We start from the raw sequence: 17270 nt of genomic DNA, 5'->3' as shown, positions 1-17270 counted from the left end.
CGCGGTCCCTCTTCGTTCTCCCCTCCGGTGATAAGGCCCCGCGCGCGCCGCGTCCAGCGCATCTGACAGTCCGCACCGGACGCGCAGAAAAACGAAAAGACCCGCCGGAAGGCAGGTCTTTGCAACCGGCGGCACGGTTTCACGCGCCGCCCGGGTGATCATCCTTTCAGGCGCCGACAGCCATCCGCTGACCGCCTGCCATATGATCCTCCTGCGGGTCGCGCAGAACATAGCCGCGGCCCCAAACCGTTTCGATATAGTTTTCGCCGTCCGTTGCGTTGCTGAGTTTCTTGCGCAACTTGCAGATGAAGACGTCGATAATCTTCAGTTCCGGCTCGTCCATGCCGCCATAGAGGTGGTTCAGGAACATCTCCTTGGTCAGCGTCGTGCCCTTGCGCAGCGACAGAAGCTCCAGCATCTGGTATTCCTTGCCGGTCAGATGCACCGCCTTGCCGCCGGCCTCCACCGTTTTGGCATCCAGGTTGACCGCGATCTTGCCGGTCTTGATGATCGACTGCGAATGGCCCTTGGAGCGGCGGATGATCGCATGGATCCGCGCCACCAGTTCCTCGCGGTGGAAGGGTTTGGTCAGATAGTCGTCCGCCCCGAAGCCGAAGCCCTTGATCTTGTTGTCGGTATCGTCGGCACCGGACAGGATCAGGATCGGTGTTTCGATACGGGACATGCGCAGCTGGCGCAGCACCTCATGGCCGTTCATATCCGGCAGCCCCAGATCCAGCAGGATCAGGTCGTAGTCATAAAGTTTGGCCAGATCGATCCCTTCTTCCCCCAAATCCGTCGTGTAAACGTTCAGGTTGGCATGGGTCAGCATCAGTTCGATGCTTTTTGCCGTGGTCGGATCATCCTCAACCAGCAGAATGCGCATATTATTTTCTCCGCCTGTACACTGTTTCCCTCAGGTCGCGTTAACCTTGGTGGAAAAAAGTTAATGCCTCGTTACCATGATGGTTAATTTCCAAATACAACTCAAGGGCGGCGCTTTCTATTTTGCGTCCTGGTCGCGGAATTTCTTGAGGCGTGTGGTTTTCAGGGCCTCTTCGCCATGGTCGGCAACCGCCGCGACCCAGCTGCGGAACTCCTCCTCGCTCAGGCCGTAGCGGCGCATCGCTTCCTTCTGGGGAAGCAGCCCGTAAAGCACACCGCGCACAACCGCCGCCTTGCGCGAGGCCACCCAGCGCTTGGTGGTTTCCGGCGGCAGATCCGCCCGGGTCATGATGGTGCCGTCCGGCAGGGTGACAGCCCGCGGGCCATCGACTTTCTTCAAAAACATTCTTCTTCCCTCTGAAGATCTTGTTCGTTGGGGTCTGACACCAGAATTTCCGAACAGGCTTAACGGCGCGTGAACCACGCCCCTTGAGAGTCCTTAGGATTTTCCTATATTCTGCGGCGCCTGCCCCCTTGCCTTTAGGAGCTGCCCCATGGCGCTGGACCAAGACCCGGAACTGAACTCGCTCGGCTTTGCCAAGCCGCCCTCGGAGACCCGGGTGGTGGTGGCCATGTCCGGCGGCGTCGACAGCTCTGTTGTCGCTGCATATTTGGCCGATCAGGGCTATGACGTGGTGGGTGTCACGCTGCAGCTTTACGACCACGGCGCAGCGCTGGCCAAGAAGGGCGCCTGCTGTGCCGGCATCGATATCCACGACGCGCGGCGAGTCGCCGAGGAGCGCGGCTTCCCGCACTACGTTCTGGATTATGAGAACATTTTTAAGGATGCGGTGATCGACGAGTTCGCAGACAGCTATCTGGCGGGAGCTACTCCTGTTCCCTGCATCCGCTGCAACGAGCGGGTGAAGTTCAAAGACCTCCTGGAAACGGCCAAGGATCTGGAGGCCGACTGCATGGCAACAGGCCATTACATCCAGCGCAAGATGGGCGAACACGGGCCGGAACTGCACTCGGCCGAGGATGCGAACCGCGACCAGAGCTATTTCCTGTTCTCCACCACGCCGGAGCAGCTGGATTACCTGCGCTTCCCGCTGGGGCACCTGCCCTCCAAGGACGCCACCCGCGAGATGGCGGCCCAGTACGGGCTGGCGGTGGCGGACAAGCCCGACAGCCAGGACATCTGCTTTGTGCCCAATGGCGATTATGCCAGCGTGATCGAGAAGCTGCGCCCCGGCGCAGCGGAACCCGGCGAGATCGTGCACTCGGACGGCCGCGTTCTGGGCAGCCACGAGGGCGTCATCCACTACACCATCGGCCAGCGCCGCGGCCTCGGCATCGGCGGCCTGTCAGAGCCGCTCTATGTGGTGAAGCTCGATGTGGACAAGAAGCAGGTGGTCGTCGGCCCCAAGGAGCTGCTGGCAACCCGCACCATCCCGGTGCGCGAGATCAACTGGCTGGGCGATGAGCCGTTCACCTCTCGCGAGGAATGGCATCTGAAGGTCAAGGTCCGCTCCACCCGCCCCCCGCGCGAGGCAATCATCCGGCCGCTCAGCGACACCACCGCCGAGGTTGAGCTGCTGACCCCTGAGGAAGGCGTCTCCCCCGGCCAGGCCTGCGTGTTCTATGCCAGCGAAGGCTCCCGCATCTTCGGCGGCGGCTGGATCTGGCGCGGATACTGATCCCCTCCCCGCCGGGCCAAGGAAGGCGCAGCCTCCGCGCGGCACGCGCGGCTTGTCCTTGACGCGGCACCTTCAAACCAAAATCGGATTGGCGCCTGAGGGCAGACCTGCCCTTAGGCGCTTCTCAGAAAAATACTCTCCAAAACAGCGTCTTGCGCCCACCATTGGTGTTCCGCGGCAACAGTGCGGCAAGCTCCGCGCGGGTGCGCCAGCGCCCGCGCCACCAGAAGCCGCGCGCCGGAGGCTCCAGCCTCCGGCGCGCTTCTGCCTTAACGCCCGGGCAGGCGGTCCAGAACCGCACGCGCTGCGCACAGCCCGGGTTCTTCGCCGCCTTGTCCAAGGCGCTCCATTGTCAGTTCCATCGCGTCCAGTTGTGCGCTCGGGTTCACTGCCAGCGCGTTCAGCCGGGCGGCAATGGCCTCTGGCGTGCACTCCGGCCCCAGGCATTCCGGCACCACACGGCTCTCGCTCACCAGGTTGACCAGCGTCACCGTGTCGATCAGCGCCATGCGCTTCATGATCTGCCAGGTCAGCCACTGAAACTTGTAGGCAATCACCATCGGGGTGCGGGCGGCGGCCAGCTCCAGCGACACGGTGCCGGAGGCGGCCAGCGCCAGATCCGCCGCAGCAAAGGCGGCACGCTTGTGCGCCCTTGTAGTGGCGGGATCGAACCGGTTCGGATCGACCAGAACCGTACCCACGGGCCAGTTTTGCAAAGCGTCCTGCACCAGTCCGGCCACCGGCGCGGCAGCGGGCACGACGATACGGTACTCCGGGTGCGCCGCCGTGAACCGCTGCAGCGCGCCGCCGAAATCCGGCGCCAGCCGCGACACTTCCGACCGCCTCGAGCCGGGCAGCGCCAGCACGAAAGGCGACTGGCCCAGATCGAATTCTTCCCGGAAGGCGGCAATTTCTGCTTGCGTGGCCTGCGGCTCGGCAACCACCGGGTGGCCGACAAAATCACAGGCCATGCCTGCCGCTTCCATATAGGGCGGCTCGAACGGCAGCAGCGCCAGCACATGGTCGATCACTTCGGCCATCCTCGCAGCCCGCTTGGGCCGCCAGGCCCAGACCGAGGGCGCCACATAGTGGACGGTGCGGACGCCGCTTTGTTCCTTAACCAGCCGCGCAACACGCAGGGAGAAATCCGGGCTGTCGATGGTGATCAGAACGTCCGGCCTTGTCTCAAGGACGGCCTCTGCCGTTTCCCGGATCCGGCGCTTCAGATGGCGGTATTTGGGCAGCACCTCCGCCAGCCCCATCACCGAGAGCTCATCCATTGGAAAGCGCGAGACCAGCCCCTGCTCCGCCATCAGCGCGCCGCCGACGCCATCAAAGCTCACACCAGGTGCCAGCTGCTTCAAGCCCGCCATCAGCGCGCCGCCAAGCCGGTCGCCCGAAGGCTCGCCCGCCAGGATGAAGATCCGCAGGCTCATGCCTCCCGCAGCCAGAGAAACAGTCCCAGCCGGTCGCAAGCTGCAATCACCGCGTCCTGATCCAGAACGATGACCCCGCCTGCCTCCAGCACGATGCCGGACAGCCCGGCCCTGGCCGCGGCTTCCACGGTCTCCACACCGATCGTTGGCAGGTCAGCCCGGCGGTCCTGCGCAGGCTTCGGCGCCTTGAACAACAGGCCGCCCTGCCCGTCCGGACGCTGCTGCAGTGCCTTCAGCATCCAGTCGGTGCCAAACAGGTTCTCGACCGCAATCGCCTGCCGCTTGCGCACGGCGCAGGACTGGCCAATGTCTGCTGCACACATCGCGGCCACGATTTCCGCGCCGCGTTCAGCGTCCGTCTTGTCCAGCTCGCCCGGCTGCACCTTTGTCGGAACGCCCGCGGCCATCAGCAGATCCGGCGCCACCTCATGGGCGGCGCGGACGGCGAAGCCTGCCTGCTCGAAAATTCCGATGATGGCCCGCAGGGCACCGTCGTCTCCTGCGGCCAGGGCGGCTTGCAGCACCGGCACCAGCGGCAATGTTTCAGCGTCGATAGCAGAGGGATCTATTTGCGGGCGGCGCACTGCCCCAGCCATGCATATCTCGGTCACATCGGCCGCCTTCAGCCGCTCAAGAAAGGTGCCGAGCTGTTCAAAACGGAAGGTGATCTCGGGATCGACCATATCCGGCTCCGCCCCCGCCATCGCACAGATCAATGGACGGCCCGGCGCCCGCGCCGCTACTTCGGCCGGCAGCGCGCCGGAGCCTGCAATCACAGCCAGCATGCGGTTAACCTCCAGGAGTCAGGAAAGAGCGGTCGCTTACACCGGTGATAAAGGCAACGATTTCCTGCACGTACTGGCTTTCGGTCTCTTCGCCAAGCCGCTTGGCGCGTTCCTGAAAAGTGCCCTCGCCCTGAGCAAGCATCTGGAACGCCGCGCGCAATGCCGTGATGTCGCTGCGCGCCACGCCGCGGCGCTTGAGGCCCACAAGGTTCAGCCCGTCCAGCTCGCCGCGCTGCGCCTGCACCAGGCCATAGGGGATCACGTCATTGGTGACCATGGTGACAGCACCAATGATCGCGCCCTTGCCGATGCGCACCCACTGGTGGATGCCCGACAGGCCGCCGATGATCACATCGTCTTCCAGCACGCAGTGGCCTGCCACCGCGGCGGAGTTCACAACGATCACCCGGTCGCCCACCTGAGCGTCATGGGCGATGTGGCAGCCTGCCATGAACAAGCCGTCATCGCCGATGCGGGTCAGGCCGCCGCCGCCCTCGGTGCCAGCATTCACCGTCACATGCTCTCGGATGCGGTTGCGCTTGCCGATCACGGTCTTGCACTTTTCGCCCTTGAACTTCAGGTCCTGCGGGATTTCGCCCAGCACGGCAAAGGGGAAGACCACGGTTTCGTCGCCGATTTCCGTATCACCGGTCACGACGACATGGGATTTCAGAACAACCCGGTCCCCCAGCACCACTTCGGGGCCAACCACGCAGAACGGGCCGATTTCGCAGTCCTTTCCAAGCTTGGCGCCCTCTTCGATCACGGCACTGGGGTGAATCCGGCTCATTCTCAATCGTCCTTCTGCACGTCGACCATGGCCGAGAATTCGGCCTCCGCCGCCACTTCGCCATCAACGGTAGCGCGTCCGGAGAACTTGAAGATCTTGCCGCCCGGCTTGCCGCGCAGGGTTTCCACATGCATCTCCAGCACATCGCCCGGCACCACCTTGCGGCGGAATTTGCACTTGTCGATGTTCATGAAATATATCAGCAGATCAGTGTCGACCATGTCCATGCCGACGCCCAGCATCACCCCCGCGGTCTGCGCCATCGCCTCAATAATGGTGACGCCCGGCATGATCGGGGTGCCCGGGAAATGGCCTTGGAAGTGCGGCTCGTTCATGGTGACATTCTTGATGCCGCGCGCCGACTTGTAGCTGTCGATATCGACCACTTTGTCCACCAGCAGGAACGGATAGCGGTGCGGCAGGATCCGCTGGATCAGTTGAATGTCAGCGCTTTGCAGCTCAGTGGTCATGCTTGGTTTCCCATTTGCGTCAGAATTACTGCGCTGTCCCTAGCAAGAGGACAGCTGTTGGGCAAGTTCGCGCGCTCAGCGCTCGCCATCCTCATCCGCAGCACCATCGCCCAGAACAGCGTCGATACGGGCAATTGCCAGGGATGTGATATCAGCGGCCTCGGCGCTCAGAAAGACAGAAGAGTGATCCAGGATCGCGCCAGCGCCGGCTTCCTGCATAATCTGCTGCAGCACCGGCAGCGACGCCTTGATGAACTCCCTCCGGGCTTCTTCCCCCATCTGGGTGATTTCACGCAGCTTCTGATCCTGGCGGCGGCGTGTTTCCTGCACTTTCTGATCGAAGGCATCTGCCAGTGCACGGAACGCCTCCGGTTCCATTTCGCTGCGCCGTTCGGTCAGTTCCAGCTCTTCGCTGCGCAATTCCGCTTCAATCCGCCGGTTCTCCGCGGTCAGCACCGCGCCTTCGGCTTCGATCTCGCGCTCGGCCCGGCGGCCGAAGGCACTTTCGGAAAACAACCGGTCGGGCTGGATGGTGAGGATGCCGCTTTGCGGCAGCCCCAGCTGGAAATCAGCCCCGCCGATCGCCGGGATCTCTTGCGCGCGCAGAGACAATGCGCCGGTGCAGGACAGCGCCAGGGCAAGCCCTAGCGCAGACCAGAGACCAGGCTTAGCCTTCCGCAACAGATCAGAACCTCGCCTGCAGGGTCAGGTCAAAGCTCTGCTCTTCGTCGAAGTCCTCTTTCTTGAGGGCTTTGGAGAAGTTGAAGCGCAACGGGCCGAACCCGGTAGTCCACAGCAGCGAAACGCCGACAACGTGGCGGAAGGATCTGCCCCCGCCAACAATACCGTTCCCGGTGTTTACCCCTGCGATGTCAACATCCTGCAGCCCCCAAAGGCTGCCTACGTCATAGAACAGGCCGCCGCGCATGCCCAGTTCTTCGGGCAGGCCGAGCGGGAACTCAGCTTCGAACCGTGCGACGGCATAGTAATTGCCGCCCAGGAAGTCATTATAGTTGCCGCCGTTCGGGTGGCCGCCGCTTTGGTCACGCGGGCCGATACCACCGGGTTCGAAGCCGCGGAGAACCGAAGGCGTCAGGACGAAGCGGTCGATCGAACGGCTGAAACCGCTGCCTTGCCATTGGAATGCCCCCGCTTCCACAGTGGCGCGAAGGGTCACTTCCTCGTTCAGGATCTGCTTCTGGGCAACCAGTTTCGCCGTTGTCTTGATGTACTCGGAATCTCCGCCGATCCCGGCATAGTCAGCGCCAAGTTCGACCAGGAAGCCGGCGGTCGGATCAAGACCTGTCAAGCGGCTGTCATAGCGGTAGGTGAAACCGATCGCGCTGGCGTTCCGTTCCCCCTGCCCGATTTCTCTCCGAACCACCGGGCCTGCCAGGTTCTGGTTGGTGTCGTCGTCATCAAACAGCATCTCGTCCGCATCCCAAGTGTAGCGGACCTGCAGCGAGGTATCCTCGCCGGTATCGAACGTCAGAGCAGGCTGGAAGAAGACACGCTTGGTCTTGTACTCCGAGAAGCTGGAGTCGGTTTCGTTCAATCCCAGGTCAAGGTCAAACCGAAGCTTCCGGCCCAGCAGGTAGGGCTCGGTGAAGCCCAGCACATAGGAATCGGATTCGGTCGCGGTTGCGATGTTCAGCGACAGCCGCTGGCCCCGGCCCAGGAAGTTGTTTTCGGTCAGGCCGATGCTCAAACCAAAGCCGTCGGTGACCGAGTATGCACCGCCCAGGTTCAACGAGCCGGTCGGCTGTTCCTCAACGTCCACGTCGACGATCACCTGATCGGCAGAGCTGCCTTCGCGGGTCTCGACATCCGCATTGGCGAAAAAGCCCAAGGCGCGGATCCGCTCAGCGCTGTTGCGGATGGAGCGCGGGTTGAAGGGGTCGCCCTCGACAGACTGGAACTGCTGGCGGACAACCCGGTCCAGCGTGGTGGTATTGCCTTCGATATCGATCCGCTCGACAAAGACGCGCGGGCCGCGCGTCAGCACGAATTCGATATCCAGCGTCAGGTCACGGTCGTTGCGGGTGACCCGCGGCTCAACCCGCAGGAAGTCAATTTCATTGCGAACCGCCAGGCCTTCCATGCGATCAATCGCATTTTCGACCAGAGTCGGCGTGTATGTCACCCCCGGTTTGATTTTGAGGGTGGAAGCGAAAAGGTCCGCGTCCGCTTCCGGCATCTCGCTGGTGACGGTGATGTTGCCGAATTTGAACTGCTGGCCTTCGGTCACATCTACGACCAGGAACACGGCATCCCGTTCCTCGGTCACTTCCGCGTTGGCGCTGTTCACCCGGAAATCAACGTAGCCGCGTGACAGATAGAAGTCGCGCAGCACCTGCTTGTCGAATTCCAGACGGTCTTCGATCAGAGTGTCGGACCGGATGAAGCCGCGCAGCAGGCCCGCCTGTTTGGTTTCCAGAACCCGGCGCAGGCGGCGGTCGGAATAAACCCGGTTGCCGGTGAAGGAGACACGCTCCACCTCAATGGTGTCGCCTTCGGAAATCTCGAACACCAGATCGACGCGGTTGTTGCTGCGGCGGATGATGCGCGGCGTCACGCGCGAGGCCAGGCGCCCTTGCACGCTGTAGGCTTCGGCAATCGCCGCGGCGTCCCGCTCTGCCTGGGTGGGGTTGAACACCCGGCGCGGGGCAGATTCGATGATCTGGTCCAGCGCATCGTCCTTGAGGCGTTTGTTGCCCTCGAAACTGATCTGATTGATGGTCGGGAACTCGGTGACCTTGATCACCAGCGTGCTGCCGCGCGGCACGATTTCCACTGTTTCAAATACGCCACTGTCAAGAATACGCTGGTAGGCATCGTTCAGCTCGCCCGCGCTGACGGTCTGGCCGCGCTCGATCCCGGTGTAGGCGACAACAGTGGACGTTTGAATGCGCTGGTTGCCCTCGACCTGCACCGAATTGAACCGGTAGCTCTGCGCCTCCGCCGGCAGCGGCGCCAGCGCGTAACCCAGTGCAACTGCCAGAGAAATAGCAGAAACTTTCCGGTACAAGATATTGATGCCCGACTTGCGCTCGACACAGGACTTGCCTGTGATTTTCCCCCAAACCATTTTTCAGAACCCGATTTTTATAGCAGCTTTGCGACGTGCGTACCGGGTTTGAAAGCGCTTGTCAAAACCAACTAGAGCGCAACTTGAGGGCTTCCGGCGCAGCGGGCGGGCGCACCGGCGCCGGGAATCACAAGGTGGCGAGCCAGGCGCCGGCGGTCAGCGCGCCCAGAATGACGAAACCGGTCAAAGCCCGGTCCCAGTTCAGCCGCACCAAGAGTCCTAGGCCGCGGTAGGATCGCGAGAGTGTGTGCATCGGATATCCCCCAGTTCTTCACCCATCCGACGGCAGGCGCGATGCGCGCGCAGCCGACGGATTGAGAAAAAGTTAACGGGCGAATGTGGCAGCACTTGGGCGGCACTGTGGCCGCCCTTTGTCTCCGGTGCAGCCGGATCAGCTCAGCAGAACAGGTCATTCCCGAGGGCAAACACCATCAGCGACAGAACCACGGCGATGCCAAAGGTCATCAGAACCCTCACCGCCCGGTCGCTGGGCGGACGGCCCGCGACCGCCTCATAGGCGTAAAACATCAGGTGGCCGCCGTCCAATGCCGGAACCGGGAACAGGTTCAGCAGGCCTACTGCGGTCGACAGAACCGCAATGAAGCGGATAAAGCTCTCGGCCCCCTGGCTCGCCATTGCGCCGGAAGTTTCGGCGATGCCGATCGGCCCCGACAGGTTGCAAGTGCTGATCGCGCCGGTGATCATGTGCTTCAAGCCCGACAGCGAGGTTTCCACCACGGCCCACACCTGATAGGTGCCCGCGGCAACCGCTTCGCCGAACCCCGCAGCCTCAGTCGCCGGGGAAAAGGCCAGCCCGCCCACGATCCCGATCCGCCAGCGGGTGGCAAAGCCGCCATCCGGCAAAGGCTCATCGGTACGGCGCGGCGCCAGCGCCATTTCGACGGTTTCACCGCCGCGCCAGACGTCCAGCACCAGCACTTTGCCGTCAGCGGCCTCAACCAGGTCTTTCAGTTGCTCGAAAGACACCAGCGGGGTGCCATCTACCGCGACAATCACATCATCCGGCTGCAGACCGGCGTCAGCTGCAGCGCTGCGCGGCACCACGCCGTGCACAAATGGCGGGTACAGGTACGGCCCGTTGACCACGACCTCTTCACCGTTGCGGCGCACGGCGTATTCCAGCGGCTGCTGCTGCGGTAGCGCGGTCCGGAATGCCTCCCACGCTTCACCGTCCTGATAGTTCGGCACCGGAATGCCGCCAGCGGTGATCAGCTCATCTCCCTGCTGCAAGCCGTTCTCGAGCCCAGGCAGCGGCGCCAGATCGCCAATGGTCAGGGGTTCGCGCATGTTCCCCTGCGACAGGGCGACAGCGGTGAAAATAATGGCCGACATCACGAAGTTGAACACCGGTCCTGCCGCAACCGTTGACGCCCGCGCCCACAGGGGGGCGCCATGCATGGTCCGGCGCAGCGCTGCCGGATCCGCTGCTGCGGCCTCCATCGCTTCAGTATCCTTGCCGGAAGCCGCATCGGCATCACCCAGGAATTTCACATAGCCGCCAAAGGGCAGCGCGGCCACCTGCCAGCGGGTGCCGCGTTTGTCCATCCGGCTCCACAGCACGGGGCCAAATCCAAGCGAGAACACCTCTGCGTGGATGCCGGACCAGCGCCCGACGATGTAATGGCCGTATTCATGCACCGCCACGATCACTGACAGAGCAATGACAAAGCTGGCGATTGTATACAGAAAACCGCCGAACTGCGGGACAAAAGAAAGTACGTCCAAAGATCTACCCTATGCGTTCTTCTGCGGCGCGCGCCGCCTGTTGCCGGGCGACATGGTCAACCCGGGTCACATTATCAAGTGTCATTGCGGCATCAATGAGGTCCCGTTCCGCCTCGATCCGGTCCAGCACGGCGGCCGTCACGGCGGCCATATCGGTGAACCGGATGCGCCCGGCGATGAACTCATCCAGTGCCTGTTCCTTGGCCGCATTGAAGGCCGCCCCCATCAGGCCGCCGCGTTCCATCACCTCATAGGCCTGGCGCAGCGCCGGGTAGCGGGCCGGGTCCGGTGCGCGGAAATTCAGCTGGCCGATACGGGCAAGGTCCAGCCGTTCCACCGGCAGGGTCTGGCGCGCCGGCCAGTGCAGCGCGTAGCCGATGGCATGGCGCATGTCGGCAGCGCCGAGATGCGCCATCAGCGCGCCGTCGTTGAAACCAACCAGTGCATGGACCAGGGACTCGGGGTGCACCAGCACCTCGATCTGCTCCGGCCTGACACCGAAATATTCACGGGTTTCAATAACTTCCAGCGCCTTGTTGAACATCGATGCGCTGTCGATTGTGATCCGCTGGCCCATGTCCCAATTGGGGTGCGAAGACGCCTGCGCCAGGCTTGCCTTCGGCAAGTCCTGCAGCGGCCAGTCACGGAAGGCGCCGCCGGATGCGGTGATGACGATCCGCTCCACGGCCTCGATGTCCTCGCCCACCAGCCCCTGGAACACCGCCGAATGCTCACTGTCGACCGGCAGCAGCCGGGCGCCGTGGTTCCGGGCGGTTTCCAGCAGCAGCCGACCTGCGCAGACCAGCGACTCCTTGTTGGCCAGCGCCAGCGTGGTGCCATGCTTCAGCGCTTCCAGGCCGGGCGCAAGCCCCGCGGCACCGACGATCGCCGACATGATCCAGTCCGCAGGCCGCGCGGCCGCTTCCACCAGCGCCGCCTGCCCCGCTGCTGCCTCCACGCCGGAGCCATCCAGCGCTGCCCGCAGATCCGGCAGGCGGTCCTCAAAGGCGGTGACAGCCACATCCGCCCGCAAGGAAACGGCATCCGCTGCCAGCCGCGCAACATTGGCGCCGCCGGTCAGGGCCACCACGTCATAGGCCTCAGGCGCGCGGCGGATCAGGTCGATGGTGTTCTGACCAATCGACCCGGTGGCGCCGAAGATCGAAATTTTCCGCATGTCTCTTCCTGCCTGGTTATCCCCAGAAGACGGTTACGGCCAGGAACATGGCCGCGGCGCCCAGCATCCCGTCAAAGCGGTCCAGCAGCCCGCCATGGCCGGGAATAAGCGCGCTGGAATCCTTGACGCCCATCTTGCGCTTCAAGGCACTCTCCGCCACATCGCCGGCCTGGCTGGCCATCGACAGCAGAACCGACAGGACAACGATGCCGTACCCCAGCCCCATCTGCCCGGCAAAGACCGCGCCCACGACAGCAGCGGCCAGCCAGCCGGACGCGGTGCCGCTCCAGGTTTTCTTGGGGCTCACGCGGGGCCAGAATTTCGGCCCGCCAATCGCCTTGCCCGCAAAATACCCCGCCACATCGGTGACCACCACAATGCCGATCAGCCACAGCATCCAGGCCACCCCCATCTGGCCGCGCAGCCAGATGAATCCGAAACCCGCCAGCAACACCCACAGGCCAAAACCGGTGAAATACTGCCGCCGTTCACTGATCTGGCTGAACCCGGCCGCCACAGGCGCCGCCAGGACCGGCAGCACCCCAAGGGCTGGCAGCAGCGACGCCAGAAACACCGCAACAGCGGCGATAGCGCCCAGCTGCAACGCCGTGCCGCGCCGCCCCGGCGCGACCATCCGCACCAGCTCCCAAACCATGCCGCCGCAGCACAGTGCGATCATCACGTTGAAGACCGCCCCGCCAGCCCAGACGGCATAACCGCCCGCGGCAATCATCACTGCCGCAGACACCGCCCGCGGCAGCAGATCCGCCCACCGGTCCCTGGCAGCGCTCATGTCTTGACGGCCCCGAACCGGCGGTCGCGGCGGCCGTAGCTGTTGCACAGCCGTTCCAGCTCTTCGCCAGTGAAATCAGGCCACAGCGTGTCGATGAACTCATACTCCGCATAGGCCGACTGCCACAGCAGGAAGTTCGAGATCCGGGCTTCGCCGCTGGTGCGGATCACCAGGTCCGGGTCCGGCAGCACATGAGTATCCAGGTAGCGCGGCAGGGTTTCCTCGTCGACCTTGTCGGGATCCAGCCGGCCTTCAGCGACATCCCGCGCCAGCCGTTTCGTCGCGCGCGCCACCTCGTCGCGGCCGCCATAATTCAGCGCGATGGTCAGCTGGGTGCCGGTGTTGCCTTCGGTCTTGCGCTCCAGCTTGTCCATCAGCCCAATCAGCTTGGCGTCCAGCCGCACCCGGTCGCCGATAAAGCGCACCCGGACGTTCTTTTCCGCCAAGGCATTCATTTCCTTGGATATATAGCGGCGGAACAGGCTCATCAAACCGGCAACTTCGGTCTGTGTGCGCTTCCAGTTCTCGGTCGAGAAGGCAAAAATGGTCAGGTATTCCACGCCCAGACCTGGGCAGCACTCGACAACTTCACGGACCCGGCGCGCGCCGGCATGGTGGCCGAACAGCCGCGGCCGCCCGCGGGCCTGCGCCCAGCGGCCGTTGCCGTCCATGATGATGGCCACATGGCGCGGGCCGGAGCGGGCCGCCGGAGCTTCTCCGGCAGCACTCACTTGCGGATTTGCGTCTCCCGGCATTCTGCGCCGTCAGACCTGCATGATCTCGGCTTGCTTGGTCTCAAGCGCCTCGTCCACCGCTTTGATCATCTTGTCGGTCAGCTCCTGCACTTCGGCTTCCCAGAACTTCTGATCGTCTTCCGACATGCCGTCGGCCTTGGCCTTCTTGATCTGGTCCATGCCGTCGCGGCGGACGTTGCGGATCGACACGCGGGCGTGCTCGGCGTACTGGCCGGCAACCTTGCCCAGCTCGCGGCGGCGCTCTTCGTTCAGCTCCGGGATCGGCAGCATGATGATGGTGCCGTTGAGCTGCGGGTTGATGCCAAGGCCGGATTCGCGGATCGCCTTTTCCACTTTGCCCACCAGCGCCTTGTCCCAGACGTTGATGGTGACCATCCGCGGCTCCGGCACGTTCACGGTGCCAACCTGGTTGATCGGCGTCGGCGAGCCGTAGGCGTCCACCATCACCGGCTCCAGCATCGAAGCCGAAGCCCGGCCGGTCCGCAGCGACGCGAATTCGGTGCGCAGGTTGGCCATGGCGCCGTCCATGCGGCGTTTCAGATCGTCGGTATCCAGTTCAAAATCATCAGACATGCTGCTCTCTCCCCTTATCTGAGGCGGTCTTCCATTGGCTCATAAGCCATTGGAAGGCTGATGTATAGCGATGTTGCGGAGGATTTGCCGCCGCCGCAAAGGCTGACCCGCTCCCGGTCCCAGCCCCCGTGCAGCAAGATCTAGCCTGCCAGCGGCGTAATTCACGGCCTTGATCCGCGGGCCGCACCGGTGCCTTGGCCGAAGATGCAAAAAAACCGCGGGCCGCCAGCGGCCCGCGGCTGCACCTGCTTTCGGGGCGGATTAACCGTGGACCTTGGTATAGGTCCCTTCGCCGGCCAGAATGCCGCGGAAGCCGCCCGGCTCATCCAGCGGGAACACGATTAGCGGCAGGTTGTTGTCGCGTGCCAGCGCAATGGCAGAGGCATCCATCACCTTCAGGCGCTTGGCAAAGACATCGTCGTAGCTGACCTCGTCATAACGCACCGCGTCAGCATGCTCCTTGGGATCCTTGTCATAGACGCCGTCCACACCGTTCTTGCCCATGAAAATCGCCTCGCAAGCCATTTCATTGGCGCGCAGCGTCGCCGCGGTGTCGGTGGTAAAATAGGGGTTGCCGGTGCCGGCGGCAAAAATGCAAACCCGCTTCTTTTCCAGGTGGCGCACGGCGCGGCGGCGGATGTAGGGCTCGGCGACCTCATCCATCCGGATCGCTGAGATCACTCGGGTGAACACGCCCAGACCTTCCAGCGCCGACTGCATGGCCAGCGCGTTCATCACGGTGGCCAGCATCCCCATGTAGTCGGCGGTGGTGCGCTCCATCCCCTGGGCCGAACCCGACAGCCCGCGGAAAATGTTGCCGCCGCCGATCACCATGCAGATCTCGACCCCCATTTCCTGCACCGACTTTACCTCGCGGGCGATGCGCTGCACGGTCGGCGGATGCAGGCCGAACCCCTGATCGCCCATCAGTGCCTCGCCCGAAATTTTCAGCATGACGCGTTTATAGGCGGCGGCCGGATCCAGTTCCGGCTTTTCTTGCGGTTGAGGCATGTTGCGCTCCAGAAGATGTGAGGGTTAATTTGCGCGGCAAAATGGAGCAAATTGCTGCCGGTTTCAATCCGCGCAGCGCGGTTTCCGCACAGTTTTGCGGAACTAACCCAAGAGACGGATCAAACCTCAATGAACCTGCCTGACATCGCCCCCGGCAAACCTGTACTGATTGCAGGCCCGACGGCCTCGGGAAAATCCGCGCTGGCGCTGGAAATCGCCTCGCGCCACGGCGGGATCATTGTCAACGCCGATGCCAGCCAGGTCTTTGATTGCTGGCGGGTTATCACTGCCCGCCCCTCGGCGGAGGAAGAGGCGCAAGCGCCGCACGCGCTGTATGGCCACGTGCCTTATGATGCGGAATATTCGGCCGGCCACTGGCTGCGCGAGGTGCTGCCGCTGCTGAACGGCCCTGACCGGGTGATCATCGTCGGCGGCACCGGCCTCTACTTTACCGCGCTGACCGAAGGGATGGCAGAGATCCCCCCCACCCCGCCTGCGGTGCGCGCCGAAGGCGACACTTTGCCCCTCGAGGCGCTCAGGTCCGGGCTTGATGCGGAAACCGCCAGCCGCATCGATCTGCAGAACCGCGCCCGGGTGCAGCGCGCCTGGGAGGTGCTGAAGGCCACCGGCCGGCCGCTGGCCAGCTGGCAGGACGACACCCCTGCTCCGGCATTGCCGCTGCCGGCCTGCACCGCCATGGTGCTGAATTCCGACAAGACCTGGCTGGAGGAGCGCATCCGCAAGCGTTTCGGAATGATGCTGGATCGGGGTGCCATGGCGGAGATCGACGCGATGCGCGGCCGGTATGACCCAGACCTGCCGTCCTGCAAGGCGATCGGCGTGCCGGAACTGATGGGCTATGCCGAGGGCCGCCTCACGCTGGAGGAAGCCGAGGAACGCGCCGCCGTGGCCACCCGGCAGTTCGCCAAGCGCCAGCGCAGCTGGTTCCGCGCCCGGATGAAAGGGTGGCATCAGGTCTCCCTTACCTGACGGGGTGCCCGCCCCTTTGCCCCGGCCCGTCAATTTCTCAGCATTTTCCATTCGGTCAGGCGGAAACTTGCCAGAATCAGCGATCCGTGACCTGTTGCGGCCACCAACACCGGTTCTGCTGCCTAATATTGCTGATGCCCTTTGATTCAGACCCTTCCAGAGAGTTTCAAACCGTGCCGCTGGCCCGGCTCGCGCCGGACGGCGGCTGGCAGACCGAACTGGCGCACAGCCGCTGCCAACACCTGCTGATCTGGATCACCCGCGGCCAAGGCCGCATTTTCCTGAACGGGGAGCAGCGCGGTTTCGGACTGCACAGCGTGGTCTTCATTCCGGCCGGCACACTCTGGTCCGCCGAATTCAGCCGCCAATGCCTGGGCCAGGTCCTGATGATGAGCGGCCCCTTGCTCCCGCCGTTTCCGGAGCAGCCGGTGCACAAACGGTTCACCAGTCTTCAGGAACAGACCAGGCTGGCTGGGCATTTTGAAGCGATCAGCCGCGAACAGGCCGCCCGGGAGCCGTACTGGCACCACGCCGTGCAAGCCCGGTGCGAACTCGCCGCAATTGCCCTGCAGCGGCAGCCCGGCACGGCTGCGCAACCGCCCGGCCAGCCCGCGGCACGGCGCCTGTGCCGGGCCTACTGCCAGCGCCTCGCCGGATTGCAGGGCGGCCAGGCTACCATGGCTGCACACGCCGAAGCCCTGAAGGTGACGCCGACGCACCTGACCCGGGTCTGCAAAGCCGCCGCCGGCAAGACCGCAGCGGCACTGCTGACCGAGCGCCAGCTGCATGCCGCCCGCACGCTGCTGATCACCTCCGATTTGCCTGTTCGCGACATCGCCGCCAGGCTGGGTTTCGGCAGTGCGGCCTATTTCACCCGCTTCATTTCCCAGCACACCGGCAAGCCCCCCAGCAAGTTGCGCGAAACCGCCCGCAGCAGATCGCAATAGTTTGATCCGCCAGCAGTTTCCCGGCACCAAACCTGCCCTTCCCGGATTTCCGGTTTTACTGGGGCGCATTACTGGGCAGTTTTGAACAGTATGCAGCGGCATGCCGCTTGCAATCAGAAAAGCG

18 protein-coding genes are annotated in these 17270 nt (G+C 63.7%); 3 read left to right on the top strand and 15 right to left on the bottom strand.

All coding sequences use genetic code 11. From position 1 onward, the window contains the following. Positions 1 to 166: 166 nt before the first annotated feature. Together ctrA and KUV26_RS01865 are read right to left on the bottom strand one after the other, a co-directional pair. Complete coding sequence (ctrA, locus tag KUV26_RS01870; protein ID WP_222502434.1) at positions 167 to 886, bottom strand: response regulator transcription factor CtrA; 720 nt, start codon at positions 884 to 886, stop codon at positions 167 to 169. 117 nt (positions 887 to 1003) lie between these two features. Beyond that, complete coding sequence (locus KUV26_RS01865) at positions 1004 to 1291, bottom strand: DUF1153 domain-containing protein (RefSeq protein ID WP_019296169.1); 288 nt, start codon at positions 1289 to 1291, stop codon at positions 1004 to 1006. Between the two features lie 148 nt (positions 1292 to 1439). Between KUV26_RS01865 and mnmA the strand changes: the two genes are divergently transcribed. Beyond that, positions 1440 to 2585: a tRNA 2-thiouridine(34) synthase MnmA gene (mnmA, locus tag KUV26_RS01860; protein WP_222507130.1), complete on the top strand. Its 1146-nt coding sequence runs from the start codon at positions 1440 to 1442 to the stop codon at positions 2583 to 2585. A 269-nt stretch (positions 2586 to 2854) separates the two neighbouring features. On the opposite strand, the gene lpxB is transcribed toward mnmA, so the two are convergent. From lpxB to pyrH, 13 genes are all read right to left on the bottom strand, one after another. Then, entirely contained in the window at positions 2855 to 4021 is a 1167-nt protein-coding gene (gene lpxB, locus KUV26_RS01855) for a lipid-A-disaccharide synthase (RefSeq protein ID WP_222507129.1), read from the bottom strand. After that, positions 4018 to 4806 (bottom strand): LpxI family protein, encoded by a 789-nt coding sequence (locus KUV26_RS01850; RefSeq protein ID WP_222507128.1) that lies wholly within the window; start codon positions 4804 to 4806, stop codon positions 4018 to 4020. The genes lpxB and KUV26_RS01850 overlap by 4 nt, the downstream gene beginning before the upstream one ends. A gap of 4 nt (positions 4807 to 4810) precedes the next feature. Beyond that, positions 4811 to 5596 (bottom strand): acyl-ACP--UDP-N-acetylglucosamine O-acyltransferase, encoded by a 786-nt coding sequence (gene lpxA, locus KUV26_RS01845; protein WP_222507127.1) that lies wholly within the window; start codon positions 5594 to 5596, stop codon positions 4811 to 4813. Between the two features lie 2 nt (positions 5597 to 5598). Continuing rightward, a complete protein-coding gene (fabZ, locus tag KUV26_RS01840) occupies positions 5599 to 6066 on the bottom strand; it encodes a 3-hydroxyacyl-ACP dehydratase FabZ (protein ID WP_222507126.1) in 468 nt (155 codons plus the stop codon). Positions 6067 to 6141: 75 nt separating this feature from the next. Then, positions 6142 to 6696 carry an OmpH family outer membrane protein gene (locus KUV26_RS01835; protein WP_409996938.1) on the bottom strand — a complete coding sequence of 185 codons (555 nt, stop codon included), beginning with the start codon at positions 6694 to 6696 and terminating at the stop codon, positions 6142 to 6144. Between the two features lie 55 nt (positions 6697 to 6751). After that, a complete protein-coding gene (bamA, locus tag KUV26_RS01830; protein ID WP_222507124.1) occupies positions 6752 to 9154 on the bottom strand; it encodes an outer membrane protein assembly factor BamA in 2403 nt (800 codons plus the stop codon). Positions 9155 to 9281: 127 nt separating this feature from the next. Next, positions 9282 to 9407, bottom strand: coding sequence for a hypothetical protein (locus KUV26_RS23525; RefSeq protein WP_261398491.1), 126 nt, complete (start codon positions 9405 to 9407; stop codon positions 9282 to 9284). A gap of 143 nt (positions 9408 to 9550) precedes the next feature. Next, positions 9551 to 10900 carry an RIP metalloprotease RseP gene (rseP, locus tag KUV26_RS01825; RefSeq protein ID WP_222502426.1) on the bottom strand — a complete coding sequence of 450 codons (1350 nt, stop codon included), beginning with the start codon at positions 10898 to 10900 and terminating at the stop codon, positions 9551 to 9553. Positions 10901 to 10904: 4 nt separating this feature from the next. Continuing rightward, entirely contained in the window at positions 10905 to 12077 is a 1173-nt protein-coding gene (dxr, locus tag KUV26_RS01820; protein ID WP_222502425.1) for a 1-deoxy-D-xylulose-5-phosphate reductoisomerase, read from the bottom strand. Between the two features lie 16 nt (positions 12078 to 12093). Beyond that, positions 12094 to 12870: a phosphatidate cytidylyltransferase gene (locus KUV26_RS01815; protein ID WP_222507123.1), complete on the bottom strand. Its 777-nt coding sequence runs from the start codon at positions 12868 to 12870 to the stop codon at positions 12094 to 12096. Continuing rightward, positions 12867 to 13625: an isoprenyl transferase gene (locus tag KUV26_RS01810; protein WP_222502423.1), complete on the bottom strand. Its 759-nt coding sequence runs from the start codon at positions 13623 to 13625 to the stop codon at positions 12867 to 12869. Before KUV26_RS01810 ends, KUV26_RS01815 begins: the two co-directional genes overlap by 4 nt. A gap of 9 nt (positions 13626 to 13634) precedes the next feature. Further along, positions 13635 to 14198 carry a ribosome recycling factor gene (frr, locus tag KUV26_RS01805; RefSeq protein ID WP_222502422.1) on the bottom strand — a complete coding sequence of 188 codons (564 nt, stop codon included), beginning with the start codon at positions 14196 to 14198 and terminating at the stop codon, positions 13635 to 13637. A 261-nt stretch (positions 14199 to 14459) separates the two neighbouring features. After that, a complete protein-coding gene (gene pyrH / locus KUV26_RS01800; protein WP_222502421.1) occupies positions 14460 to 15209 on the bottom strand; it encodes a UMP kinase in 750 nt (249 codons plus the stop codon). Between the two features lie 129 nt (positions 15210 to 15338). Between pyrH and miaA the strand changes: the two genes are divergently transcribed. Both miaA and KUV26_RS01790 read left to right on the top strand, forming a co-directional pair. Further along, complete coding sequence (miaA, locus tag KUV26_RS01795; RefSeq protein WP_222502420.1) at positions 15339 to 16199, top strand: tRNA (adenosine(37)-N6)-dimethylallyltransferase MiaA; 861 nt, start codon at positions 15339 to 15341, stop codon at positions 16197 to 16199. Between the two features lie 134 nt (positions 16200 to 16333). Continuing rightward, entirely contained in the window at positions 16334 to 17146 is an 813-nt protein-coding gene (locus KUV26_RS01790) for a helix-turn-helix transcriptional regulator (protein WP_222507122.1), read from the top strand. The last annotated feature ends 124 nt before the right edge of the window (positions 17147 to 17270 follow it).

It is taken from the genome of Leisingera daeponensis (genome assembly GCF_019801465.1).
Classification (GTDB): Bacteria; Pseudomonadota; Alphaproteobacteria; order Rhodobacterales; family Rhodobacteraceae; genus Leisingera; species Leisingera daeponensis_A.
Note: the sequence above shows the minus strand (reverse complement) of the source record. Positions and strands in the feature narration are given on the sequence as shown.

Coding starts and splice junctions, on each gene's coding strand:
- KUV26_RS23525 (WP_261398491.1), bottom strand. CDS start 9,407: ATGCACACACTCTCGCGATCCTACCGCGGCCTAGGACTCTTGGTGCGG.
- dxr (WP_222502425.1), bottom strand. CDS start 12,077: ATGCGGAAAATTTCGATCTTCGGCGCCACCGGGTCGATTGGTCAGAAC.
- miaA (WP_222502420.1), top strand. CDS start 15,339: ATGAACCTGCCTGACATCGCCCCCGGCAAACCTGTACTGATTGCAGGC.
- KUV26_RS01815 (WP_222507123.1), bottom strand. CDS start 12,870: ATGAGCGCTGCCAGGGACCGGTGGGCGGATCTGCTGCCGCGGGCGGTG.
- bamA (WP_222507124.1), bottom strand. CDS start 9,154: ATGGTTTGGGGGAAAATCACAGGCAAGTCCTGTGTCGAGCGCAAGTCG.
- ctrA (WP_222502434.1), bottom strand. CDS start 886: ATGCGCATTCTGCTGGTTGAGGATGATCCGACCACGGCAAAAAGCATC.
- lpxB (WP_222507129.1), bottom strand. CDS start 4,021: ATGAGCCTGCGGATCTTCATCCTGGCGGGCGAGCCTTCGGGCGACCGG.
- pyrH (WP_222502421.1), bottom strand. CDS start 15,209: ATGCCTCAACCGCAAGAAAAGCCGGAACTGGATCCGGCCGCCGCCTAT.
- KUV26_RS01810 (WP_222502423.1), bottom strand. CDS start 13,625: ATGCCGGGAGACGCAAATCCGCAAGTGAGTGCTGCCGGAGAAGCTCCG.
- frr (WP_222502422.1), bottom strand. CDS start 14,198: ATGTCTGATGATTTTGAACTGGATACCGACGATCTGAAACGCCGCATG.
- KUV26_RS01865 (WP_019296169.1), bottom strand. CDS start 1,291: ATGTTTTTGAAGAAAGTCGATGGCCCGCGGGCTGTCACCCTGCCGGAC.
- KUV26_RS01850 (WP_222507128.1), bottom strand. CDS start 4,806: ATGCTGGCTGTGATTGCAGGCTCCGGCGCGCTGCCGGCCGAAGTAGCG.
- mnmA (WP_222507130.1), top strand. CDS start 1,440: ATGGCGCTGGACCAAGACCCGGAACTGAACTCGCTCGGCTTTGCCAAG.
- KUV26_RS01790 (WP_222507122.1), top strand. CDS start 16,334: ATGCCCTTTGATTCAGACCCTTCCAGAGAGTTTCAAACCGTGCCGCTG.
- fabZ (WP_222507126.1), bottom strand. CDS start 6,066: ATGACCACTGAGCTGCAAAGCGCTGACATTCAACTGATCCAGCGGATC.
- lpxA (WP_222507127.1), bottom strand. CDS start 5,596: ATGAGCCGGATTCACCCCAGTGCCGTGATCGAAGAGGGCGCCAAGCTT.